The 25262-nt window shown below is 31.5% G+C and carries 19 protein-coding genes; 6 read left to right on the forward strand and 13 right to left on the reverse strand.

The window, feature by feature from the left end; all coding sequences use genetic code 11:
• Positions 1-246 precede the first annotated feature (246 nt).
• Positions 247-1101, forward strand: coding sequence for a UDP-2,3-diacylglucosamine diphosphatase (locus ACZIYX_RS00845; protein ID WP_462680290.1), 855 nt, complete (start codon positions 247-249; stop codon positions 1099-1101).
• A 66-nt stretch (positions 1102-1167) separates the two neighbouring features.
• On the opposite strand, the gene ACZIYX_RS00850 is transcribed toward ACZIYX_RS00845, so the two are convergent.
• A complete protein-coding gene (locus tag ACZIYX_RS00850) occupies positions 1168-1995 on the reverse strand; it encodes a tetratricopeptide repeat protein (protein WP_462680291.1) in 828 nt (275 codons plus the stop codon).
• A gap of 14 nt (positions 1996-2009) precedes the next feature.
• The gene (locus ACZIYX_RS00855; protein WP_462680292.1) at positions 2010-2567 is read right to left on the reverse strand and encodes an RNA polymerase sigma factor; all 558 of its coding nucleotides are present in this window, start codon (positions 2565-2567) and stop codon (positions 2010-2012) included.
• A 276-nt stretch (positions 2568-2843) separates the two neighbouring features.
• Here ACZIYX_RS00855 and ACZIYX_RS00860 point away from each other — a divergent pair, with 276 nt between their 5' ends.
• Both ACZIYX_RS00860 and ACZIYX_RS00865 read left to right on the forward strand, forming a co-directional pair.
• Entirely contained in the window at positions 2844-4094 is a 1251-nt protein-coding gene (locus ACZIYX_RS00860) for a S8 family serine peptidase (RefSeq protein ID WP_462680293.1), read from the forward strand.
• Between the two features lie 143 nt (positions 4095-4237).
• Positions 4238-7003: a CHAT domain-containing protein gene (locus tag ACZIYX_RS00865; protein WP_462680294.1), complete on the forward strand. Its 2766-nt coding sequence runs from the start codon at positions 4238-4240 to the stop codon at positions 7001-7003.
• 126 nt (positions 7004-7129) lie between these two features.
• On the opposite strand, the gene ACZIYX_RS00870 is transcribed toward ACZIYX_RS00865, so the two are convergent.
• On the reverse strand, positions 7130-8044 hold the full coding sequence (locus ACZIYX_RS00870) for a hypothetical protein (RefSeq protein WP_462680295.1): 915 nt from the start codon (positions 8042-8044) through the stop codon (positions 7130-7132).
• 237 nt (positions 8045-8281) lie between these two features.
• Here ACZIYX_RS00870 and ACZIYX_RS00875 point away from each other — a divergent pair, with 237 nt between their 5' ends.
• Positions 8282-9571: a hypothetical protein gene (locus ACZIYX_RS00875; protein WP_462680296.1), complete on the forward strand. Its 1290-nt coding sequence runs from the start codon at positions 8282-8284 to the stop codon at positions 9569-9571.
• A gap of 178 nt (positions 9572-9749) precedes the next feature.
• Positions 9750-10331: a MiaE family protein gene (locus ACZIYX_RS00880; protein WP_462680297.1), complete on the forward strand. Its 582-nt coding sequence runs from the start codon at positions 9750-9752 to the stop codon at positions 10329-10331.
• Positions 10332-10703: 372 nt separating this feature from the next.
• Here ACZIYX_RS00880 and ACZIYX_RS00885 read toward each other — a convergent pair whose 3' ends face one another.
• From ACZIYX_RS00885 to ACZIYX_RS00925, 9 genes are all read right to left on the reverse strand, one after another.
• Positions 10704-11216, reverse strand: a complete 513-nt coding sequence (locus ACZIYX_RS00885) for a hypothetical protein (protein WP_462680298.1) — start codon at positions 11214-11216, stop codon at positions 10704-10706.
• 362 nt (positions 11217-11578) lie between these two features.
• Positions 11579-12781, reverse strand: coding sequence for an IPT/TIG domain-containing protein (locus ACZIYX_RS00890; RefSeq protein ID WP_462680299.1), 1203 nt, complete (start codon positions 12779-12781; stop codon positions 11579-11581).
• Between the two features lie 43 nt (positions 12782-12824).
• Entirely contained in the window at positions 12825-14315 is a 1491-nt protein-coding gene (locus tag ACZIYX_RS00895) for a RagB/SusD family nutrient uptake outer membrane protein (protein ID WP_462680300.1), read from the reverse strand.
• Between the two features lie 12 nt (positions 14316-14327).
• Positions 14328-17468: a SusC/RagA family TonB-linked outer membrane protein gene (locus ACZIYX_RS00900; RefSeq protein WP_462680301.1), complete on the reverse strand. Its 3141-nt coding sequence runs from the start codon at positions 17466-17468 to the stop codon at positions 14328-14330.
• A 611-nt stretch (positions 17469-18079) separates the two neighbouring features.
• Positions 18080-18271: a cold-shock protein gene (locus tag ACZIYX_RS00905; RefSeq protein ID WP_027412855.1), complete on the reverse strand. Its 192-nt coding sequence runs from the start codon at positions 18269-18271 to the stop codon at positions 18080-18082.
• Between the two features lie 79 nt (positions 18272-18350).
• Positions 18351-19661: a DEAD/DEAH box helicase gene (locus ACZIYX_RS00910; RefSeq protein ID WP_462680302.1), complete on the reverse strand. Its 1311-nt coding sequence runs from the start codon at positions 19659-19661 to the stop codon at positions 18351-18353.
• Between the two features lie 18 nt (positions 19662-19679).
• Positions 19680-21026 carry a DEAD/DEAH box helicase gene (locus ACZIYX_RS00915; protein ID WP_462680303.1) on the reverse strand — a complete coding sequence of 449 codons (1347 nt, stop codon included), beginning with the start codon at positions 21024-21026 and terminating at the stop codon, positions 19680-19682.
• Positions 21027-21092: 66 nt separating this feature from the next.
• The gene (locus tag ACZIYX_RS00920) at positions 21093-21542 is read right to left on the reverse strand and encodes a KTSC domain-containing protein (protein ID WP_462680304.1); all 450 of its coding nucleotides are present in this window, start codon (positions 21540-21542) and stop codon (positions 21093-21095) included.
• 118 nt (positions 21543-21660) lie between these two features.
• Entirely contained in the window at positions 21661-22542 is an 882-nt protein-coding gene (locus tag ACZIYX_RS00925) for a DMT family transporter (RefSeq protein WP_462680305.1), read from the reverse strand.
• A 224-nt stretch (positions 22543-22766) separates the two neighbouring features.
• On the opposite strand from ACZIYX_RS00925, the gene ACZIYX_RS00930 reads away from it, so the two are divergent.
• The gene (locus tag ACZIYX_RS00930; RefSeq protein WP_462680306.1) at positions 22767-23552 is read left to right on the forward strand and encodes a reprolysin-like metallopeptidase; all 786 of its coding nucleotides are present in this window, start codon (positions 22767-22769) and stop codon (positions 23550-23552) included.
• Between the two features lie 295 nt (positions 23553-23847).
• Here ACZIYX_RS00930 and ACZIYX_RS00935 read toward each other — a convergent pair whose 3' ends face one another.
• Entirely contained in the window at positions 23848-24750 is a 903-nt protein-coding gene (locus tag ACZIYX_RS00935; RefSeq protein ID WP_462680307.1) for a DUF6892 domain-containing protein, read from the reverse strand.
• Positions 24751-25262: the final 512 nt, after the last annotated feature.

Below are 25262 nucleotides of genomic sequence, written 5' to 3' on the forward strand. Positions count from 1 at the left end.
TTTACATACGAAATGCTAAAATGATATAAAAAACGTAACAAAATCTTTAAAACCGTAATCTGTTTCTACTTTTTGGCACTTTGCAGATAAGCCTCTTTTACTATTTTTGCTTTGATTTCCTTCCTGTTTGTTAATATCAAATTAATATTGCTGTTAATTGGTAAAGAGCTCTTAACAATAAACTTATACTATGGTAATCTATGGTATACAATCCATTACGTTCTTTGTACAACCATTGTATCTTGTATGAAAAAACGTACTGTAGAACTTGTTGTGATTTCTGATATCCATCTTGGTACTTATGGATGTCATGCCAAAGAGCTTCTTAATTATTTGAATAGTATTAAACCCAATACCCTTATTCTTAACGGTGATATTATAGATATCTGGCAATTTAGAAAACGTTATTTTCCTAAATCCCATCTTAAAGTTATCAAAAAGATTATTTCGTTTGCTTCTAAGGGTACAGAGGTGATCTATATAACAGGCAATCATGATGAAATGCTACGCAAGTTTAGTGATACCCAAATAGGAGACTTCAAACTGGTAGATAAACTTGTTTTGGAATTAGACGGTAAAAAAGCATGGTTTTTTCATGGAGATATTTTTGATGCTTCTATCCAAAATGCAAAATGGCTGGCAAAATTAGGTGGTTGGGGGTATGATATGCTTATACTCTTTAACCAGGCTATTAATTGGGTCTTGGTACAGATGGGAAAAGAAAAATTCTCTCTTTCTAAAAAGATCAAGAACAGTGTTAAAAAGGCGGTAAAATATATTAATAATTTTGAAGATGTTGCCGCAGGATTAGCTGTCAAAAATAAATATAACTATGTTGTTTGCGGGCATATTCATCAACCACAAATGCGGGAATACAATGATAAAAATGGTTCGTGTTGGTACCTAAATTCGGGAGATTGGATAGAAAACCTTACCTCCTTGGAATACCACGAAAAAGAATGGAAACTGGTACAATATGAAAGCGAATCTATGGAAGCTTTTTCTGAAGTTGCAGATGAAGATTACACAAATATAAATATAGATCCAAAAGTACTGCAGGCTTCCTTTGTTATTAATCAAATACTAACAAATACTAAGTAAGTTTTTTCTTATGCTTATTAAAAAAACACGTAAAAATATTCTTTTTATACTTAATAAAGGAAAAAATCAATCCAGTTTTTCTAAAAGCTCTTTAGCTTTTAGAAAGTTAAAATTTTTCTCATTTTTAAGAATCAAAAGCAACGTATCCTTTGCCTTTTGCTCTTCTCCCATTTTTAAATATACCAAAACAGTATACCAATATCCTTTAGAGCTATCCAACGAATCGCTTTTTAAAAGCCTATTAAATATTTGTAACGATTTTTGATACTCTCCTATCTCAAGATAAGATATTCCTAAATAAGACAAAACATAAGGAGTAAAATCTAAATCATGGGTATTGGATGATATATTTAAACTATTAGAAAACACAGAAGCAGCTTCTTTATATTTTTTATCAAAAAATAATTGCTCTCCTTTTGCAAGATTACCTTGTATATCTCCTTGTGTTGTTAAAGAAGGGAGTTCACTCCAGTCACTGTATTCTGTATATAATGAATCTGTTGTGTGAGATACATTAAAATACTGTACCATTACCACAATACAAGCTACAGATACAATAGCACAGCAATAATAAATCCATTTTTTACTTTGGTTTAAAGGCTTTTTCTCAAAATAAATACTCTCTGCTTCTTTTATGTTTTTTATAGTTTTAGAGTATTCTTCACTTCTTCTTAAATTTTTAATTTTAGCAATCTCTTTATCATTCTTTTTATTCTTTCTTAAAACCCATTCTTTTTCATGTACAGCATATTTTAAAGCTCTGTGAATTTGCACTTCTTCTTGTAACTCTGCATTAGACAAAAGGTTTGCTTCAAATGCTTCTTTATCAATAACACTCATATTACCAGATAAATACGCTTCTATTTTTTGGTGTATACTATCATCAAATTCCATTGCTGTATTTTATATTAGTAAAATCGATTATCAGATTTTATCATTTTAATTAATTTGTTTTTACATTTAAATATTCTTTGCCTGGCTGTATTGATAGTAGTATAAGATAACTCCTTAATAATCTCCTCATAAGGAACATCATTAAAAAAAAGTGCTAAAATCTCTTTACAATTATCCGATAGTAGCGCAAATTTTTCTTGATACAATTCTAATTGTTCTTGCTCTAACATAAATAACGCAAAATCGGTATCTTTATCTACTAGTGTGGTTAAACCATCTTTTATTACCCGTTTTTTTTGTTTTTCTAACTCTCTTCTCCACATATTTTTACAAATTGTAAACAAATAAGCTTCAAAACAATCAATATTTAGTTTTCTTTCTTTAACTCCTATAACAATGTACAATAGGGATTCTTGAAAAATATCTCTAGCCTGCTCATGAGTGCCTTTATTTTGTAAAATAAATCGTAAAGATTTTGGAAAAAATCTTTCATAAATCTCAACAATGATAGCATTATCATTCTTTAAGAGTGCTTCGATAAATTTATCTTTTACATTTGTAATATTCTTCATGAAGTTTACCCTCTTTAGTTTTCTTTTTTATATTGATGTGGCTTAATATTAATATTAAATATCCTATCTTAAAATATTTTATATAGTTTATTTTTTTATAATCCACAATTTATAGTTAAAAAAGTAAATGGTTCTTTAATCAAAAAAAACAAATCAATAACCTTGGAAAAAACTAAAGATTAAGCCAGCATTACTTTTACTTTAGTTAAAATATATGGGTAATAAATTTATTTTTTATACACCTAGGATAAAAGTAACATTTAAAATACAAATGAAATGAAATCTTTAAAACCTTTATTTGCTTCACTAATACTATATTTTTTCATTTTTGGTTGCGCCCCTGAAGATTTAGATAAACCTGTAACTAAGCATAATTCTAATAAAAATAAATCTGTTAATCGGCCTGTTAAATCTAAAAATGAATTAATTATAGGATATAAATATGGCGTAAATAATGCCATGAAGGATAATTTAAGAAGAAAATACAAAGTAAAACGATTTGAAAAATGTGATTGTATTAATGATCGAATAGAAAAATGGGAGTTTGATTCAAATTTGGATATTGAAGGAAGAAATGATCAAATTACTCAGGAAGGAGGTATAGAAGCAACAGATTATCAATTTTTTTACGCCAATGAAAATATATCTCCAACCACTTTAACAACTATTACCTCTAGTCATAGCAACGAATTAATTACCTCTTTTTTAAAACCTAACTCTACCCTAACAATAGCTATTCTTGATACAGGTATAAATTTGAATAAACTACCATATAGAGATCCGTTCTTATATATTTCAACACCTAATACAAGGCTTTGTAAAGAAAATGGAAATGAAGAAATATCTGGATGGGATTTTATAAACGGTGATAATGATATATATGATGATAATGGGCATGGAACCGTTGTAAGTAGTATCATTAAGTCTAAACTGGATAACGAAAACATTACAGATTACCAAATACTGCCCGTTAAAGTATTTAATCACTTAGGAAAAACATCTACTTTTAAACTATTATGTGGTTATTTATATGCTGTAAATAAACCATCTGTTTCTATAATTAATATGAGTTTTGGATGGTATAGCGCACCTAGTACATTATTATATAAGTTTATTTCTGAAAATCCAGATATTCTCCACATATCCTCTTCTGGTAACGATAATCTTGATAATGAATTTGTTGCTCATTACCCTTCCTCATACAATAATAAAAATGTTCTTGCCATTGGTAGTTTTAGTGTTCGAAGCAGAGCAGAAATAGTAAAATCTACTTTTTCTAATTATGGTAGCACTAGTGTAGATTTTTTATCGGTAGGGGATCAAGTATCTTTTTATGATAATGCAGGGACACATTATCTGGTTTCGGGAACTTCGTATGCCGCTCCTCTGGTAGCCGCTAAATCAGCTATACATTATCTATCTGGATACACAACCCCCGTAGAGATTATCAATCAATTACGAATTAACGGAACCTTATTAATTTCTGGATCAATGCCTACATATTATGGGGATAGAATTATTGAATAAAATAAATCTTACTTAAATATTAATTGTATAGTAAGCAGCTTTATTTTTTTTAACAAAAAAGATTCCTATTTTAGAGGAGCCTGTCTAAAAATTCAAAACTATATACACTTGCTTTTTAGACAGGCTCATTCTAACTCAACTATATGAGATTTTACTACTCTTTTATTATATCTTTATGTATTCTGTCTTCTATACATGCTCAAAATACTAAAGATTCTTCCTTAGAGGTTCTATATAACGATTTAGAAAATCCAACTATAGAATATAATTATAAAGTAGAAAAAATTCAGCACCTTTTAGAAAGTGAAAAAAATATAAACAATCCAATAACCATAAGTTATCTATATAACGAATTTGGTAAATTTAATTTTAGAAATAACGATTATAAAAATGCAATACAAAACACTCAAAAAGCATTACAAATTCAAAAAAAATATATAGATACCATTCCTTTTGCAGTTAATAAAAGTTATAATAACCTGGCATACATGTATCTCTATTCTGGAAACAGAACAGAAGCTTTAAAAACTTTTAAAACCTTAATTAAACAATCTTATAAAGATAGATATACTATTATGGCATATACTATTGGTCTTAATAATCTTTATATCGAACAAGGGGATTATTATAAGGCAATAAACTATCTTAACGAAGCAGAAAATAGTATTAAACAGTCTAATGACTCTATACTGAATAAAGAAAAATACCGTGTATATTTAAGTTTTTCACGTGTTTTTTCTGAAACCATGAAAAAGGAACATTATGCAAAAGCCATCGAATATTTAAAAAAGACAGAAGAGAGCATCTTACATCTGCCCGAAAAACTTAAAACAAAAAATCAGATCATAATTTATGCAAGATATGGCTATATATATGATAAAATAAAACAATATGAAAAAGCAATCGATTATTACAAAAAGGCTCTAACATTAAGTTTACATACAAATCCCAAAAGCAAACACGATATTGCTACCACATATAACGCCTTAGGATACATCAATGCTAAACTAGGTAAAGATCTTTCAGCATTTGAAAATTACCAAAATGCCAAACAATATGATTCCTTACGAACTGCAATCTATGATAATCTAGGAGACTATTATTTAAAAAAACAAGACCATGCAAATGCTCTAAAAAATTATCAGAAAGCAATATTTTACGGTATAGATCAATACAATAATTTTGATTTAAAAAAACTTCCATCTATAAAACAATTGACGCAGTCTTATAATAAAGTTAATTTAGTAAATGATCTAAAAGACAAATCAAATGCTTGGTTAAATTTCTTTTTAAAAACGAAGAATAAAGAATACCTTAAAAATGCATTAGAAACTATTACTCTGGCAGATAGATTAATAGATATTATTAGATTAGAAAGTACCGAACAACAGTCTAAATATTTTTGGAGAGAAAAAGGCATCGACCTATATATGCTCGCTACCTCTATTTGCTATGAATTACAGGATGTAAAAAAAGCTTTTTTCTTTATGGAAAAAAGTAAATCTTTATCCTTACTAGAAAATTTAACTCATGAAGAAGCCAAAAAAAGAGGTAAACTTCCTGAATATCTTCAAGAAAAGGAATACGGCTTAAAATATAAAATACATGAAACCATAGAACTACAAAAAACAGACACCCTACTCTCTGAACCCGAAAAGCAAGCTTTACTATTCAAACATAAAAAAGAATACGAAAACTTTATTAGTTCTTTAGAAAAAGAATATCCAGGCTATTTTCAATATAAAAAAGAAATAGCTATTTCTTCATTTAATGAAAGTTATTCTAAAATTACGTCTTCTTCTACCGATTTGGTACAATATATTATTACAGAAAATGAAGGATATGGTATTTATTTAAATAAAGAAGAAACTAACTTTTTTAAAATACCAGACTTAAAACAGTTGCTTAGTGAAATCAGATCTATTCATAAATTTAGTGCTAAACCACTTAACACACAACCACAATTAGATGCTTTTAGCAAAATATCTAATTCTGTTTATAAAAAATTATTTCCTTTCGATACTACTTATACCCTATTAAAAAACAAGAAATTACTAATAATCCCAGATTATATATTGCAAAATTTTCCGTTTGAAACTCTCCTTACATCTCCTTTTTTAAAAGAAAAAAAAATACCCTATTTAATATATTCTACAGAGATAAGTTATGCATATTCTATGTCTTTATTAAAAAAAGTAGAGCAAAAAAAAAGAAACCCTGTATCTAATCTAATAGCATTCGCTCCTATACACTTTCAAAAACACAAGTTAGCTAGCTTGAATAGAAGTGAATATAAAATGAAAGAAATACAGAAACTATTTTCTGGAAAAATATTTTATAAAAACCAAGCTATAAAATCTAATTTTATTAATAATGCGAATGCATATAATATCATACATCTATCTACCCATGCAAATTCTACTAATAATCAAGACCCTTGGATAGCCTTATATGACAAAAAAATCACTTTAAACGAATTATATTTTATTAAAAATCAGGCAGATTTAATAGTTTTAGATGCATGCCAAACCAGTACTGGAGATATACAACCAGGTGAAGGTGTTATGAGCTTATCCCGTGGTTTTTTTCAATCTGGATCCAAAAGTGTAGTTTCTTCCTTATGGAATACCAATGAAAAATCAAGCTCAGAAATTATTCTTGATTTTTACAAAAACCTAAAAAAAGGAAAAACAAAATCAGAAGCATTAAGACAAGCTAAACTTCGTTATCTAAAAGAACATCAATTATCTGAAAACTCTCCATATTTTTGGGCTCCATTAATTTTAACCGGTAGTACTGAAAACGTAATAGCCTTTGCAAACAATAGTAATCATAGTTATCTTTACTGGAGCATATTGTTACTTATTGCTTTGCTAATTAGTGCTAGTATTTGGTATTATTACAGATAGTAATATATTTTTATAATTACCATTCTAAGCCTTTATTAAGCCAAGATTTAACGTTCTTATTTAAGACTTAGAATGATAAAAAACACTAATTTAATTTAGGATACCTAGTATTACCTTAAATTATAATTAATCACACCACCAACATCCTAAATCAATAAATGCCCAAAAGAAATCAAATGAGCTAAACCCTCCAAATTCATTACCACACCAATGAATTCTTTGTAAACTTATGGGTTTTCCATTATTTAAAACCCCTTCAAATACAGACACTGGTTCGTTATTGTATTTATGCCAAACATAAATCAATTTATTGTTAACCAAATGCTCTGTATAGGCTATTCCTGTAAATTTAGCCTCAACAATTTGATATCTCTTTAGATCATTTTTAGTAATATTCAAATCTCTTAAAAATGATTCTAACGTTACTTTGCCTCCAACTGGATAATCTTTAGTATCTATAGTGCCATAATCCTCATGGTAATCTAAAGTGATTTCTTTTCCTTTAAAAGGAACTTTTACTTCTCCATGTTCAAAATTACTTCTATCTACTTTGTATACTCCTGCGGGAATAATAATTTCATCCATTCCTAAATGTCTAGATAGTTTTTTTCTTAGTACTACATCTTCTTTTAGTATAAAATCAGGCTCTTCTAAACTTCTTGAAAACACCATGTGTAATTGACCTCTTTCTACCCGAAATGCGATTACCCCATTATCTTTATCCTCATTACGATCCATCAATACCTTAAATGCTTTATGTAATTGCTCTGCAGAACTAATTACCCCTCCATTATTAAAAACAGAACCCCAACCTATAACAATATCGCCATCTCCATCTTGAAAACAGACACCGGGACCCGTCGCACAAGTGCCATGGCTAAATCGCCAATCCATAGATAAAGTCCATGGTGCTATATGTACTCCAGAGTGTTTATTATCTATATTTTGTTTTTGAATCAAAACTGTTTCTTCTTCTTGAGAGCAAGCAAATACTATACTTAAAAAGAATAAGAGCATTAATTTTGTTAAATGATTTTTCATGATTTTTGTTTTTAATTGTACCCTACTCTTTTATATAGGTTTTTCGGGATTCACCTTTTTAAAATAGATCGATCTATAACTAAGTATGTAAAATCAAAATTCATTACCCATATACCCATATAAAAAATATTTTCTTTTATGGGTAATGAATTTTATGAATCTGCACTTTACTACGATCGATCATCAAAAAACTCAGAATAGCTCTGAGGATATTATTTACTCTTAAAAACATTTAACATGAAATCAAATCAAAACATTAGTTTATGGAAACTAAGAACACAATCTCTAAAATCCATAGTCCCTATTTTCTTTATTGCCTTAGTTTGCATAATATCTAGCTGTGAAAAAGAAGAGATCACTAACGAGAACCTAAAAGAAATAAACTTTAAAAAAGTTAGTAATTACACGCTTGATAATATTCCAATTATAAAAAATAATCAGGATATCAATAGATTAATGCAAAACCAAGAAGATAAAGATGAAGAAAAGCTAAACAAATATTTATATGAAATAGCTCTGGCTACACGAGATTTAATAAAAGATGATAATTTTAATAAAACCATCATACAGATGGCAAAAGAGTCTAAAACCGAAACGGCATATTTATTAGACTTAGAAAAAGTTGCACCCAGATACTTTGAAATAATAAATAAAAACCTAAAACGTAATGGATTATCCTTGCAAAGTATTGCTAATGACATGACCCATACTCCTGTTTCTTCAAACCCTGAATATCCGGAAACCGCCGAAATAGAAAAATATGTACCTGGTATTTTTATTCCTAATCTGGATCAAATAGATAGTAACAAACAACCCATAATATCTGCAAATATCGAAACAGATTGTACTAATAATGAGCAAATAGAAGATTTTATTATATCTTGGTACTTTACGAATAGCGGAGAATTACAAGAGATTATCCTAGGTGAAGAAACATCTCTTAAAACATCTAATCCTTTATTTTTAATAGATCATGCATCTATAGTCAATAAAGATGAAAACGTTGTACTATTGGGAGAAGAAAACTCAACAGATCTTTCTGCAAGAAAATCTATAATTAGATATGATTCTCGCAATATAAAAATAAAAAATGGCTATCGGTATGAGAGCGGTTGGGGAAATAAATCTGAATATGCAATTATAGGATACCGTGTACAAAATTTCCCTACTTATGATCTTATATCGGGATACTCTAAAGACTTAGCCAAAGTTAAACCTAATCAGATAGGGTCTACTTTATACAAACCTTCGTTACATGCCTATGTATGGTTACCACTTGCTACAAACAAATTTTATTGGAATACTTATGAGAGAGATTGGAATAGATCTCCTAAACCTTTGGGTTATTTTAATAGCCCGATCAATAGTTATGTATTTAATTCAAAAAGAAGATATCATAATGATTGGTATGCATGGATTCCTGGCACTGTTAATATTCATAATACTCCTTTTGAGTGGTACGGATGGGAAACTTGCGTAAACTTTACCAGTTGGAAAGCAGAATATCAAGTATGTAAAATTGAATAATATATAGTGACCTTATTATGATAAACTGATAAAATAGTTACAGATCATAATAATTGAACAAGTTAAAAAAGGGGATGTAATTTACTTAGATTACATCCCCCTTTTACTTCCTTTTTAATTTAGAACCAAGTAATATGTATCTTTGACAAATAAATTAATGATTTTTAAATAAAAAAGTATGCTTGGTTTAAAATTGGCGACAGATCCTCGTTGGGCAACTATTGCAGAGTCTAATATTGAAGAAATTTTGACCGACCACGCATGGTGCGAGCAAAAAGCAGCTACAAATGCAATTACCATTATCACCTTAAATTCTGAACATACCGATTTGGTTACCGAGTTATTGGCTCTGGCGCAAGAAGAATTACAACATTTTGAAATGGTACATGAAATTATTAAAAAACGGGGGTACAAATTAGGTCGCGAGCGCAAGGATAGTTATGTAAACGAGCTGTTCAAATACCGTGTTACAGGCAGCAGTCGAACACAAGCCCTGATTAGCAGGTTATTGTTTTCTGCAATGATAGAAGCTCGTAGTTGTGAACGTTTTAAACTACTTTCCCAAAAAATAAAGGATCCCGAATTATCCAAATTTTACAAAGATCTTATGATTAGTGAGGCCGGGCATTATACTACTTTTATTAATCTGGCCCGTAAATATGGAGAGGATATAGATGTAGATAAACAATGGGCAGATTTATTGAAATTTGAAGGAGAACTAATTCAAAAATATGGAAAATCTGAAACCATACATGGGTGATACTATGAGTTGTTATAAAAACCAATACCCTTTTTTAAGCTGAAAAGGCTGTATAAAAAGTAATTTTTGATAAAATTAGGCTGAATTATTTGTAGTATTTTCTAAAAAAAAACTTTATTTCTTTCAGTAAAATCTTCTTTTAGAATCGGTTTTTTGAAGTATTCATAATAAAAAAGAGGTGTTTGACTTTTGAGCCCCCCCTCTTCATTTACTGACTTATATTATGGTATTGCCAAATTATTACAAAGCAGGAGATCTATTAAAGAAATCCTGCTTTTTAATATCTTGTCAGGCATCCCGACAACTTTAATGAACACCCCGAATGTATGTTTGCTATATTTATAAAGCGACCCCCCGGGGAGCTATAAAAATTTACTCTTTTGTAAAAACCACTCCTTTTGAAGTCTTTTTATTAAACAAGGCAAGCTTGTTTCCTTTTATTTCGTATTGATCGATTTCATGAAGGATCTCTAACAAAACATCTTGTTTACCACAAAACTCACGGATTCCTAAAAAACTATTAAAATGTATACTTCCTCCGTTATTTGAGCTTCTGTTTATTTCAAATGTAGTCCCAAAATTTCGACAACCATGGTATAATTCTCCACTGTAACCAACTCCTCTATCATAATTTTTGATGTTGATAAATGCCCCGGGGAAATTTTTTAATGGAATATCTTTAACAAAGGTGAGGTTCCATTTACCAAGAAGCCTTGCGTCTTCAAATTGATCAGGAAAAACGATATTTTTATTTACAGAAAAGTTTTCTGTATTTGTGGTTTGTACCGCTTCTGGATTTTGGTCAATCAATGCATCTTTAGAGCAAGATGTTGCAAAAAAAAGAGCTACTGCCATAATTGTGTAAATGATTTTTTGTGTTTTCATGTTTTTAAAAATTTTAAGATTAATATTCAGGACAAAACTACTTTTAATCCCATGGTCAAAACTCCTTGTTTGTACAAAGTGGCTTTGCGGTTACACAAAAAGCATTAGTCATTACATAATCCGGGCAATGTTGTTTAGTTAAGCTGTATCTTTTTGAGGATTAAATATCGGTAAAAGCAAAATACTCCTTTATTTCCATCATAGATTTCAGCCTACGCTGGAATCCATTTAGTGTTAGGATTATTAACAATAGATTCCATTCTTCAACGGAATGACAAAAACCAATAAAAACAGCGATAATACTATATAGCATTACCGCTGTTTAAAATTCAAATAAAGCAACTCTAAAGAATTTTAATTATTTATTCCAGGTACGTAATTATTAATTCTGGTTGCTGACCACTACCAAAAGTTTCAGCTTCCCTTCCACCTGTACTGCTGGTTACCCCTATACTAGGGCCACTATGCTCCATAATAAAGTTTATACTATTACCCGATGCCCAGTCTGGTCTATCTACGATTTCTTGTACTATACTGGCAAGATTAATCGTTTTTTGTTCTGGTAATTTATCTCCTACAGTTTTCCATTCGGGTATTTCCCAAATTGTACTTGCAGTGGTTTTTACTCTATTACTTACATCAAAATTTGTTGTGGTGTACTGTGTGGCATTTCCTGTATTTTCTCCATAAATGGTTAGTTCTACGGGATTTGCTCCTGTTGCATCACAAGTAAACTGTATATTTACAGTAGCTATGATTGCTCCTGGCGGTACTGTTATATTATTAAATCTAAGCCCAATTTTTTGTAGCCCAAAATCTACCCCGCCAGGAGTATTAAAAGTATCATATTCTCCTAGTTCCAAATCACTACTGGTAAGCCCCATTTCTCCGTTTTCGGCTTCTTCTACGTCCCCTTCTTCCTCATCAATAGGAATTATGATTGTAACTGCCGGTGGAACGGTAAAGTCAGGGCCAGTTACCGACACTCCTTGTACTGTTAGTACAATAGCATTAGTACCAACAGGAGCATCTAGTGGTACTGTAGCGGTGATTTTTGTAGAAGTAACTGCGGTAATAACTGCTTCAAAACCATTAATTGTTAATTTATTATCCTCTGTTAAAGGACTAAAATTAGTACCTTCAATAACGATAACTCTTCCTGCTGCTCCTTTGTTAGGAGTTACAGAGGTTATTGTTGGTGGTGGTAAAGTGACTGTAAAAATTGGCCCGGGAGCTTCTTCATTATTTACTGTAACACTAATATTTCCTGATATTGCATTTACCGGTACTTTGGCTGTAATCGAATTTTTATTTGAACTGGTAACGGTAGCAGTAACCCCATTAAAACTAACTAAATTGTTTTCGGGAATTTCACTAAAATTAGTACCATTTATAATAATACTAGCCCCTACAATTCCGCTTGTTGGTGTAATACTTTTAATCGTTAATGGTAGCACAGAACCAGATGAAATATCATCTTCTCTATCGCAAGACCAGAGTGTTAAAAAAGCTAATATGCTTACTCCTATCCAAGATTTTATATTGATTTTTATACTGTTTTTCATATTCTGAATTATTATATTAAAAGATGTTATACCTACCCTGTTCTTACAGAGGATTTGGTTCTAATAATGGATTTGCATCTAATGCATCTTGTGGTATCAAAAATTGCCATCTGTTATCCCCAGCAGGTACATCAAAAATAACTGCCAAAGATCCAATATGATTGGCTCCGTTTCTATTTAAAGGTAAGTTCATACGTTTTAAATCATAAAATCTAAAACCTTCTCCCCATAACTCCCATCTTCTTTGTAATAAAATCTCCTCTATTAAATCTGTACCGGTATTAGTGGATAATGTGTATGCAGGATCTCTTACGACTGCATACTCATGAAGAATTGTTGCTGCGGTTGGATCGTTTAAACGGGCTTTTGATTCGGCTTCGATCAAATACATTTCTGATACTCTCATGTATGGCACATCCATCCTACTATCCCCCGTACTAACAGAAAGAAATTTTTGACTGGTATATGGTTTACGTGCATGTCTGTCTGATATTTCTATCCCGGGTGGTAATGTAGCATGTAATCCTGTAGGATCAAATAGTGATTTACGGATATCTGTTGCTGGTATTGCATTGTATAGAGTACTATTTATAGCTTTAGGATTTCCTCTAATATTTGAAGAGCTATAATTTCTAGAGATGAATGCTCCATAATTTCCAAAAAAATCTGTTTGATCTTCTTGAATAGTACTTCCCCACATCCACTCATTATTTTTAAGGTCACTAAAATTATTAAAATAATCATTAGAGGACATTAAAGTATATCCAGCTCTTGCTGTTTCTGCAAATTGAGCAGCTGCCACATAATTTCCTTGCACTAGTGCTACTCTTGCTTTAAGACCTTGTGCTATACTTTTATCCAAGTGTGATTTATTTGGTCTGGAGTATTCTTCTAAAGCGATAATTGCTTCATCCAGATCTTTATTTACCTGCGCATAAACATCTTCGACACTTGCTCTGGCTAATGGTTCTGAACCTGTTGTTAAGCGAATAGGAACCCCCAATTGAGAATTAACTATCCCGGATTGATATCGTATACCATATAGTTGTACTAATTGAAAATGTGCCCAAGCCCTGTATATTAACGCCTGTCCCAGAGCTGCTTTTCTTTCTGGCACTGGTCCTACAGCTTGGTCAGCTCCATTAATAACAATATTTGCATTTCTAATTATTCGATAATAGGTTCTGTACGGAAATAAGTTATCTGGATCATTTGTATTGGTATGGTCCAACCATTTATAGGTATTAATAAACCAGTTATTTGCATTTGCCGTCATTACATAATCTTCACCTAAAGATTCATTCTGTAACATTAATGCTCCTATTCCACTTCGTCCTTGATTATTCTGATATCGTATATATAAAGATCTATGAATACCGTTTATTACTAAAAATAAATTATTTGTAGTAGCAGTAGCAGTTTCAATAGATACATCTTCTGTAGGTAATTCTTCTAAATACTCTTTTTCGCAAGAACTAAAAACAATACTTACTATTGTTAGTACCCATAATATAAATTTATTATATGTTTTCATTATCTATACTTTTTAAAATGTTACGTTAAATCCTAAAGTTATAATTCTGGACGGGGTAAATCTGTTAGAAGTAGTTCCGTTAAAATTCTGCCCGGATTCCAGACCTTTCCTTTTATTTATTAAAAATAAATTTTCGCCACTCATATAGATTCGTGCTGCACTTAACCCAAGTTTATTGGTCAATTCTGGATTAAACTTATATGCTAAATTAACTTGTCTAAAAGCAAGATAATCAGACTTAACCAGCCATCTGTCGGATTGAGCACCAAAGGTACTTGTTTGGTTTACATCCAGTCTTGGAACATCTGTTATATCGCCCGGTTGTTGCCAACGATTAACAATATCACTGTGTAAAGCTGTTCCATACTCGCCAGAATGCAGTAATGTACTATAGGCAGAATCATACGTTTGCCCACCTATCTGGTAGGTAAAAGTTACTCCCAACTCTACATTTTTATATCTAAAATCACTAGAGAAAGCTCCAAAAACATCTGGGGTAGCAGAGCCAACAAAATCAAATAATGCTTTGCTATGATTGGTAGTGACTACGGTTCCGTCTGCAGCAGTTCTAACGTCATCATCCCCTATAGCACCTAGTTCTGTATCCAAAACATAAAGACCGGATCCATCTGTTGGGTCTACACCATACCAATCTCTTAACCAATAGGCAAAAATGTCTCCGCCAACAACTAATTTTTTGGTACCATCTATTATTTCTTTTTGGGGTAGTTCTGTAATTTCATTACTTAAGGTTGCAGCATTTATATTTAATTTCCAGCCAAAATTCTTAAAATCAAGAATACCTAAGTTTAAATCTACTTCTAGCCCTCTATTAGTCATACTACCTATATTATCGGGAAAGTCATCTAAACCTGCAGAAACTGGTAATGGCACATAAAAAAGTAGGTCTTTAGAATCTCTGTTATAATACTCTACGGTACCCGATATTCTATTATTAAGAAACCCAAACTCTACTGCTACATCTGTTTGAATATTGGTTTCCCATGATAAATTTGGGTTCCCTAATGCAGAAGATAGAATTCCTCCTTCGGCACCGTTATTAAATCCTAAACTTAGTAATGCCTGACTTGCATAAAAATCACTAATCGTGTTATTATCACTTCTAAGTATATCATCGTTACCTACCTCGCCATAAGATGCTCTTAATTTAAGATTGGTCAACCAATCTATATCCCTCATAAAACTTTCCTGATCGATTCTCCAGGAAGCCCCTACAGCAAAAAAGTTACCCCACCTGGCATCTTTGCTAAATCGTGAAGAAGCATCTCTTCTGGCAGAAAGCGATACATAGTATTTATTGTCATAATCATAGGTTAGATTGCTAAAATATCCTTCTCTTGTTAATCTTCTGGTATTAGATTCTAAATCCAGGGTTGTTGTAAAGTTTATAAGTTCTGTATTACCGTCTGCTATTATGCCGGATCTAAACCCTGTTAAAAAATTACGTTCTGTTTCAAAATTTTCATGCCCAAACAAAACACCTATGGTATGATTGTCAAATGTTTTATTATATTTTAGTAATTGATTGTAGTTTATTGTTGTGTTTACTATAGCATCCCGCTCTGCTCTGCCACCCGGGGAACCATCACCAACAACCGGGTTGTCAAACCCTTCGGTATTGAAAAATCTTTTATCCAGAGCTGCATTAAATGTAAAAGTGAAATCTTTTAAAAAAGTAACTTCACCATAGGTTCGTGCATTAAAAGTGAGTATTTTATCGGAATCTACATTTAATATAGTTTCCTGAATTACGTTTCTACCACTAGAGCTACCAACCCTGGCAGTGCTACTGTCGTATATTCTATTACCTGTATCATCTAATAAATAAGCCCCTGTTGTTGGATTGTGCAGAAAAACCGGATAGATAGGTGCTATTTGTCTTGTTGTTCTAAATGGGTTTACAATGCTATTACTACCACCATCTGCAGCATTATTAGATGTACTTGTTGCTACAGACATGTTAACTCCTGTTTTAAACCAATGTTTTAGTTGGCTATTTATGTTAATACGTCCTGTAATTCTTTCAAAATCAGATTTAATAATATACCCTTCTTCTGTTAGATACCCTATAGAGGCAAAATAATCTGTTCTTTCATTTCCTCCGCTATACGAGAAGTTCAGATTAGATCTAAAACCTGTTCGAACCAGCGGTTCTTGCCAGTCTAAATCTTCTGCATATAATAACCGGGCAGAAGGATTAATGCTTCCATCTGTAAGAACAATTTGATCGTTTGGAACATTAAAAGGATTTACTCCCAGATTATCAAAAATCATATCACTAGCCATTTGATTAGCTTCGTCTACCGGGGTAGTTCCCGAAACAGAAAACCCATTTCTTAGCGCTTCCCACATTAAGGTATAATATTGTGAGGCATTAACTCTTTCATATTCTTGAACCCCTCTGGTACTAACCCCCTGGCTAAAATCTAAAGTAAAAGTGTCTTTTCCTTTTTTACCCTTTTGGGTAGTAATTAAAACAACTCCGTTTGCGGCCCTACTACCATATAATGAGGTAGAAGCTGCATCTTTAAGAACAGATAAATTAGCAATATCATTAGGGTTAATACTAGAAAAACTACCCACAAACTCTACCCCATCTACAATAATCAAAGGGCTACTGGATGCATTTACAGAACCAACCCCCCTGATTCTAATACTGGGACTCGACCCTGGTTGTCCGTTGGCAGGTGTGATCCTAACTCCGGGAGCAGCGCCATCTAATGCGGTAAGAACATTAGTTAATGGCCTTTCTAAAATATCTGCTGCATTAATTTGATTTACAGATCCTGTAAAAGATGCCTTGCTTGCAGTACCATAAGCTACAACAATGACCTCTTCTAATTGAGCAGCATCTTCGGTCAAAACAATATTTATTACCTTTGTATTTGCTTTAATCTCCTGAGCCTTAAACCCCACATAAGAAATTACAAGAGTTGCATTACTATCTGCTTTAAGAGAGAAGTTACCATCAAAATCGGTTTGAGCCCCTGTGGATAATCCCCTAACTGTAACAGATGCTCCCGGCAAAGGGCCATCTTTGGTAGAAACGTTTCCTTTTATTTCCATTTCTTGAGAAAAGGATATTGCGCTTAATAAAAAGCATACTAAAACGTAATAGTATTTAATTTTCATAAACTTAAATTATTAATTAATAAAATGATAATATGTATACTATTTAGGACGTACAAAATAGAATCAGCCCTAGGTTGAAGAGCTGGTTTTATTGAAAAGAATAAATTTTGGGTTGTTATAATAAAGATGTAAAGATCTTTTACAGAGAATAATTTATATATGTGAATCCATTATAAAAACTACTTTAATACCCTGATTAAAAAGTATTTGTAAAAACCGTAGTAGTGCCACTTTAACCATAAACCTGCACTAATAAATTATTATTATTTATCTGTTCTTTGTTTAAAAATATAAGTGTAATACCATTTTAATTTTGAAATAGCACTAATAAATTATTTCTTTTTCATATACTCTTCCTTAAAAAATATAACCGTAACTACAGCTATGCTTGATACCAGATCAAGTCTGGCACAAGCTTTTTGCCTTGAATACTTAAAAAATAAATTCAATTTCTATACGCACTATTTCAAAGTTAAAATGGTATAATTATATTTCGGTATGGCAGGGTTATGCAATTTTTATTCAGTCATCCCCGACTACAAAAGATATAGAAAACAAAAAAGCCTATCCGTATTCGGATAGGCTTTGATACAAAGTTTTAAGCGTATATGTTAGATAACTTTTACGTCTACTGCGTTTAATCCTTTTTTACCTTCTGTAAGATCAAATTCAACTTCATCGCCTTCACGAACTTCATCTATTAATCCAGAAATGTGAACAAAATACTCTTTGTTTGAACCTTCTTCTGTAATAAAACCAAAACCTTTGGCATCGTTGAAGAATTTTACTGTTCCTTTACTCATCTTTATAATTTTAATGTAAATATTACTATTTGAATAGCAAATATGATGCCATAAGTATAGCTTCGTCTTTTTTTCTGTTTTAAAGAATAGTAATTCTTACTTTCTTTTTTTTTAACCTACTATTGTTAAGAGCACCTGCCAGCTCTTTTGCCATGGTAAAGGGAACTGCAACAAAGGCGCAATCTTGTTTTAACTCTATGATACCCAGTTGTTTTTTGGTTAGATTACCTTGTTTTAAAAATAGACCTGCAATATCTCCTTTAGATATTTTGTCCTTTCTTCCTCCGGAAATAAATAAAGTTTCCCAGTACTGCTTTTTATGTGTCACTTTTGTCGTGACATCTGCCAAATCTGCTTCTGGAATGAAATCCTGTACAGGTTCTTCTTCCCACTTTACTATATAAGCTGTTCCTTCTTTGTTTACTCTGGCAGTTCTGCCATTTCTGTGCGTAAATTCTTCTTTAGAATACGGAAGCTGATAATGGATAATAAATTTTAACTCCGCAATGTCAATTCCTCTTGCTGCCAAATCTGTAGCGAGTAGTATTTGATGTGTTCCGTTTCTGAACTTAATCAAAGATCGCTCCCTATCCTTTTGCTCCATATCGCCATGAAAAGTACCATGGTTAATTTTATTGTGATCCAAAAAAGAGCTTACCTCCTGGATATCTTTTTTTAAATTGCAAAATATAATTCCTGGGTCGTTACCAATATGATTTAGAATCTTTAATAAACTCCCTAATTTATCTTTTGTAGGAGAAACTACCATTTTATACACCAATTTAGAATCTTCTTCTTTTATATAATTTATAATTGTTGGTTGTTCTAGTTTTACAAATCCGGGAATCTTAACTCCTTGTGTTGCCGAAGTCAATATACGTTTAGACAGGTTTGGAAGCAGATATGTTATGTTTTTCATTTCTTCTTCAAACCCAACTTCCAGAGATTTATCAAACTCATCCAGTACCAACGTTTTTATATTTGCTGTAGAAAATCGTTCTTGTCTTAAATGATCTGCTACTCTACCCGGAGTACCAATAAGAATAGCAGGTGTATGTTTTAATTCTATTTTATCTTTTGATGTTGCTCTGCCACCATAAACAGCATTTATTTTATATCCAGAGCCCATATTACGTGCCACTTGTTCAATTTGTATTGCAAGCTCTCTTGAAGGTACCAAAATCAATACCTGAATTTCATTACAATCCGCATCTAAAAGATCTATAATTGGTAATAAAAATGCCAGTGTTTTTCCTGTACCTGTAGGAGAAAGCAAAATGATATTTGGTTTGTTTTTTATTACCGGAATAGCCTCCTTTTGCATAGGATTCAACTCATGGATATTAAGTTTTTGAAGAATTTCTACTTGTGATCTGATTGTATTGGCCATAAGTTGTGTTTTAACAAACTAACGTTTTCTTCTTTTTGGTAATTGTTTTTCTTCTATAGAAAGAATACTTTTTTTGTTCTGCTCTAAATGATTGGCTAAAATCTTATCTATCAATTCCTCTTTAGTAAGATGATGGAAGATGGTATATATTTTATCTTTTAATTCTGAAGAAATCTCTCTGTTAGGTTTTGTTTTAAATACTTTTTTTGCCCACAATAGTGTATTGTTATCTTCAATACTTTGCGTATCTGCTTTTTGATATTTATGAAATTTTATTCCTAATTCATTTTCGAAATCAGCTATTTCATATTCTTCTTCTTTTTGCACTACGGTTAAAGATAATCCTTTTGCTCCTGCCCTGGCTGTTCTTCCACTTCTATGTACATAAGTTTCATAAAGATCAGGTAAATGATAATTTACTACATAAGCTATTTCTTTTACATCAATACCTCTGGCTGCCAGATCTGTTGCAACCAATATTTTTATATGGCTTTCTCTAAACTGCTCCATAATTCTATCCCGGATTGGTTGCGATAAACTACCGTGAATTGCTCCTGAGGAAAATTTATGAATGGCTAAGTTTTTTGCTAATTTATTTACTGCAGCTTTTGTTTTACAAAAAATAATACCTTGCTTACCTTCATGTAACGTTAAAAAATGCATTAAGACATCTAACTTTTCTATTGGTTCAACTACCACATACTGATGGTCAATTCCTTGATGACCAACTGTTTCCATTTCAGACTCTACCTGTACTACATGCTTTGACATGTAATTCTGGATAAGTTGCTTAATAGTACCAGGCATTGTGGCAGTAAACAAAATAGTTCTTCTCTTTTTTGGGAGTTCTTTTACAATTTCGTCTAAACCATCTTTTAATGAAGTTACCATTTCGTCTGCTTCATCCAATACCAAATATTGCGCATCTTTAATAGAAATGGCATTTCTTTTTATTAAATCTATTAAGCGTCCCGGGGTTGCTACAACAATATGAGTTGTCTTAGTTAAAAGCTCTATTTGTGGTTTAATAGGCGTTCCTCCACAAATAGAAGCAATAGATATTTTAGGTGTATATATAGCAAAAGACAATAGGTTAGTATAAATTTGTTGCCCTAACTCTCTAGTTGGAGCAACAATAACTACCTGAATCGAAGTTTTCTCTATATCAATTAATTGCAATAACGGCAATCCAAAAGCAGCTGTTTTACCTGTTCCTGTTTTTGCCAAACCAACAAAGTCTTCTTTCTGATTTAATAAAACAGGAATAGCCTTTTTTTGAATATCTGTTGGAATATTAATATTTAAATCAGCTAATGCTTTTTGTATAGGTGTTGTTATACCTAATTCTGAAAAATGTTTCGACATAAAGTAGTTTTGAACAAAAATGAATGCTCTTTGACAATAAAAGAACTAAAAAAGAATAGGTTAACTCTATGCTTCTTGCAATGTCTTTTTTGATTTTCTATATAAATAGGTATTAAAAATGTTTCTTTTAGCAAATCTGTTTAACTTGTCTGAATTAACCATTTTTATATATACCGTTTTTGGAACACCAAAATATTCGTATGTATTTCCATCTAAAAACGAAATTTCTAATAGCATCCCTTTATGATGGTAATCTGCAATACCAGATTCTGAAGTGGTAATGATATATTCTTCCAGATTTGCTGCTTTAGTTTCTGGAGCAATACTTACCAAAAAATGATATCCATCTATTATTTGTCTGCTTTTTATTTCTGCTGCTTCTTTTTGCGGATCTCCATCTTGAAATTTATCCGGATGCCATTCTTTTACTAAATCTCTGTAGCTTTTTTTTAAAATTTTAAGATCGATTTCTTTTTCTACAGAAAATAACTTTTTATACTCTTTTATGCGCTTCATAATCAGGGTTTTTTATTGCAGGCGCGAAACTACATCTTTTTATTGTAACACACTTGTTTTTAAGCATAAATGGTACATTAATAGTGTAAAAAAAAGTAATTTGAGGTATCGCTGGTGTTTATTTCTTATTTTTTAATGCCAAAACATTTCCGAAAATAATAAGCGCCATCCCGATAAATGCATAAATATCTGGAGAATATCCTTCAAAAATAGTTGAAATAGTTAATGCTATTACAGGAATGATAACTATCGTATAGGCAGCTTTACTTGCTCCAACCCTGCCTATTAAGGTAAGATATCCTGTAAATGCAATAATAGATCCAAAAACAGTTAAATATCCTAGTGAAAAAATATAGGACATAGAGGTGTCTATAGTAATCTGTTTACCTGTAAGTATTGCTATAAGTAGCATAGCAACAGATCCGTAAACCATCCCAAAGCCATTGGTTTGAACAACAGGAAGCTTAAATTTACGTTGGTTGTGTGACGAGGTAATGTTTCCCAGAGATGCAAAAGTAATAGAGGCAATACAAAACAATAATCCTTTAATTTGATCTGTAGTAAAATTAATTCTTCTAAATTCGGATTGATATATTAAAATGGTTCCCAGAAGACCAAAAACTGCCCCGATTATAATTTTTTTTTTGATTTTATCTCCTAAAAATAAAGCTCCAAAAAAGATATTTAAAAAAATTAATGTAGAGAATGCTACTGCAACCAGACCACTACTTAAATACAGTTCTGAAATGTATACCAACCAATAATTAGTACCAAACAATAATATGCCTTGTAATGCAATAAAAAAATGCTGCTCTTTTGTAAAGGATAAAGGGAGTTTTCTAACTTTAGAATATCCTAGTAATAAAATACCTGCCAATCCAAATCTGTATGACACAGAAACTATTGGATCTACCGTACCAAGTTGGTATTTAATAATATACCATGTAGACCCCCAGATTAAAGCAGGGATAATAAATAATAAATGGTTGGATTTAAACACAGATTAGATAATCTTTAAAATGATTCTTTTTTGAAAATAAAGGCTAAAATAAAGTTTTCTGTATCCATATTAGGATATAAAATGAATATATATCTTATTTAATTCTAAGCCATCTCTATCGTATTCTTATTTTAAAAATTAAATAAGAAACATTTAACATACTGACATACAATTTATAATTACATTTAAGTAACACAAACTTAAACTTACAAAATATGAAAATTATGAAAATTTTTGTTCTTGGCTTATTAGCCATGAGCACAGTACAATGTACAGACGAAGTTGAAAACAACGTTCAACCTGAAACTACAACAGTTCTACAAAAGGATGTATCTCCTGAAATCTTATCCAAACTTAAACAAATGGGCTTTGATACCCATCAGATTCCTGTAACAACCAGTGAAGGAGGATATATTGTTGGAGGAGATATTTTTGTTACTAATGAAGCTCTTCAAGAAGAAGTTCTTTCTAAACAAGCTTTTTATGGTATTGTTAATTGTAACAGAGCAGGAAATATTCGAATTCAAAATAACCTAGGAAATAACGCTGCCGGAAGAGGTTTTCAACGAGGTTTGGATTTATGGAACAGCGTTAACGGGACAACTTTACGTTTGATTTCTGTGAGTAGTAGTCCTGATATTGTTGTTCGTTTAGCAAGACGTGGTGAAATAGGCGGTTGGGGCCTGGGAGAGTTTCCTACTAATGGAATAGAAGGCGGTCGAATTCTGCTAAATCTGGATGAACCTTATCAAGGGCGACCTGTAACAGCTACAGAATGGGGAAATATATTAGCTCATGAGATAGGTCATAATATTGGGCTTGTTCATTCTACAGATGGAGGGTACTCTGGTGTAACACAAGTTCCCGGAACACCAAATGTGGATCGTAATTCTATTATGACTGCAGGGTCAAATCCTTCTATTGTATTTAATGCCAGAAGCGTATCCAGATATGATGAAATAGCTGTAGGAAGAATGTACAGCAACGCAAGTAACAGATTGTGCCGATAAAATAAGCACGTAGAATTTTAAAATTAAAGAGGCTGTCCAAGAAGTGTTTGGGCAGCCTTTTTTTGTTCTCCACAATACTTTGATTTTTCAGAAAGCTTACATTTCACTTTTTGAATTCAGGTTCTTAGGTTTCTTTTATATTCATGATACTTGTCCATCAAGAGCAATCACTTCCTGCCCCTTCAACAGGCTTTTCGATACAATTACCATCACCAAAACATACCGTTTCAGTACAAGATCATAAAGCTCAACTTCTGAGTCATTATTTTATGTTTTATCTTAAAGTATATTGGTGTTATATCCATTCTGATTTAATACCCATATCATTCAATTCATAGAGAATATTTTCCTTTGCATAGCATAATATAGCCTTTTTTAGATTAGGAAAGTGTTTTGCGTCTTTTGCATTTTCAATATCCCAATAGTCTTCCCAACCTTCTCCAAATCGTAGAAGTTGCATATAAATTTCATTTCCGCCATCTTGATAGATTTCAGTTATTTCTGTTGCAAATTTTTTAGGTATGGGTAAATCCTTGAAATATTGAGTTACCTCTGGTATTGGTTCATAACCTTCTTTCTCAAGGTCAATATCTCTTTTAGTATACCATATAACAAATTCAAATAGGTCAAATTTGGGTTCTAGGATTTCTTTGGTATACATCAATTCTTGAATGATAGATAACTTAAAACCAAAATCTGAAAATTCAATCAGTTCTTCATTTACCTCCTTAATTGTATACTTGTCTTTTGGTATTTTTTGAATTGATGCGCCTTTAAAAGCGGCTATTTCAATTGCTTCCATGTTGTTTTTATCAGAGTCAAACCAAACACTAATATTATTTAGAACTAAAGCTCCATTTGAATCTCCGTCAAAAAGCTTAACCCTCTTGTCTTTATTGGTTTTATAATAGGTTATAACTTCTTCATTATCGAAATAAAATTGTCCCTTAAAAATATCTTTGGGACTAAAATCAAAATCCCCTTTTTTTAACTCCAATAACAAACTCTCTACAACTTGACCATTTTTTGAATACGCTATTATTCCTAAATCATCCCAGGTGTAAATTGTGTTATGTTTTTTCTTTGCTGTTCTTTTAGGAGCTAACAGTATTTTATCTAAAATCTCAATTTCAATTGGAAAACTTAAAGAACTATCATTAATAGTAAAATTATTTTGGGATATATCTAATTTAATCATAGTTATTTTGGTTAATTCGCTACAACAATGAAACACCCCAGTGGGTATATTTCTCTTATGTTACTTACAAATCTAGCAGATTTTTAATATATGTCAAATTGTTTGTTAATCCAATGGTGTACTTTAACAAATACTACCTAGTATTACTAATGGATTCCGTTCTGCAACGGAATGACAAGAAGAGACACACTTTAATAAACAATACTCTTTTGCTTGATGCAAATGCTTATTTGTGCACTGTACGCGATTATTTCAAATTGTTTGTTAATCCAATTATGTATAATGGTGTACTTTTACAAATACTACCTAGTATTACTAATGGATTCCGTTCTGCAACGGAATGACAAGAAGAGACGCACTTTAATAAACAATACTCTTTTGCTTGATGCAAATGCTTATTTGTGCACTGTACGCGATTATTTCAAATTGTTTGTTAATCCAATTATGTATAATGGTGTACTTTTACAAATACTACCTAGTATTACTAATGGATTCCGTTCTGCAACGGAATG

The sequence above is a fragment of the Aquimarina sp. genome (assembly GCF_977115655.1).

What these genes read in the sequence shown, in the direction of transcription:
- ACZIYX_RS00860 (WP_462680293.1), top strand. Translation starts at nt 2,844, where the DNA reads ATGAAATCTTTAAAACCTTTATTTGCTTCACTAATACTATATTTTTTC.
- ACZIYX_RS00850 (WP_462680291.1), bottom strand. Translation starts at nt 1,995, where the DNA reads ATGGAATTTGATGATAGTATACACCAAAAAATAGAAGCGTATTTATCT.
- ACZIYX_RS00935 (WP_462680307.1), bottom strand. Translation starts at nt 24,750, where the DNA reads ATGATTAAATTAGATATATCCCAAAATAATTTTACTATTAATGATAGT.
- ACZIYX_RS00915 (WP_462680303.1), bottom strand. Translation starts at nt 21,026, where the DNA reads ATGTCGAAACATTTTTCAGAATTAGGTATAACAACACCTATACAAAAA.
- ACZIYX_RS00865 (WP_462680294.1), top strand. Translation starts at nt 4,238, where the DNA reads ATGAGATTTTACTACTCTTTTATTATATCTTTATGTATTCTGTCTTCT.
- ACZIYX_RS00900 (WP_462680301.1), bottom strand. Translation starts at nt 17,468, where the DNA reads ATGAAAATTAAATACTATTACGTTTTAGTATGCTTTTTATTAAGCGCA.
- ACZIYX_RS00885 (WP_462680298.1), bottom strand. Translation starts at nt 11,216, where the DNA reads ATGAAAACACAAAAAATCATTTACACAATTATGGCAGTAGCTCTTTTT.
- ACZIYX_RS00880 (WP_462680297.1), top strand. Translation starts at nt 9,750, where the DNA reads ATGCTTGGTTTAAAATTGGCGACAGATCCTCGTTGGGCAACTATTGCA.
- ACZIYX_RS00855 (WP_462680292.1), bottom strand. Translation starts at nt 2,567, where the DNA reads ATGAAGAATATTACAAATGTAAAAGATAAATTTATCGAAGCACTCTTA.
- ACZIYX_RS00895 (WP_462680300.1), bottom strand. Translation starts at nt 14,315, where the DNA reads ATGAAAACATATAATAAATTTATATTATGGGTACTAACAATAGTAAGT.
- ACZIYX_RS00890 (WP_462680299.1), bottom strand. Translation starts at nt 12,781, where the DNA reads ATGAAAAACAGTATAAAAATCAATATAAAATCTTGGATAGGAGTAAGC.
- ACZIYX_RS00870 (WP_462680295.1), bottom strand. Translation starts at nt 8,044, where the DNA reads ATGAAAAATCATTTAACAAAATTAATGCTCTTATTCTTTTTAAGTATA.
- ACZIYX_RS00910 (WP_462680302.1), bottom strand. Translation starts at nt 19,661, where the DNA reads ATGGCCAATACAATCAGATCACAAGTAGAAATTCTTCAAAAACTTAAT.
- ACZIYX_RS00920 (WP_462680304.1), bottom strand. Translation starts at nt 21,542, where the DNA reads ATGAAGCGCATAAAAGAGTATAAAAAGTTATTTTCTGTAGAAAAAGAA.
- ACZIYX_RS00845 (WP_462680290.1), top strand. Translation starts at nt 247, where the DNA reads ATGAAAAAACGTACTGTAGAACTTGTTGTGATTTCTGATATCCATCTT.
- ACZIYX_RS00930 (WP_462680306.1), top strand. Translation starts at nt 22,767, where the DNA reads ATGAAAATTTTTGTTCTTGGCTTATTAGCCATGAGCACAGTACAATGT.
- ACZIYX_RS00905 (WP_027412855.1), bottom strand. Translation starts at nt 18,271, where the DNA reads ATGAGTAAAGGAACAGTAAAATTCTTCAACGATGCCAAAGGTTTTGGT.
- ACZIYX_RS00875 (WP_462680296.1), top strand. Translation starts at nt 8,282, where the DNA reads ATGAAATCAAATCAAAACATTAGTTTATGGAAACTAAGAACACAATCT.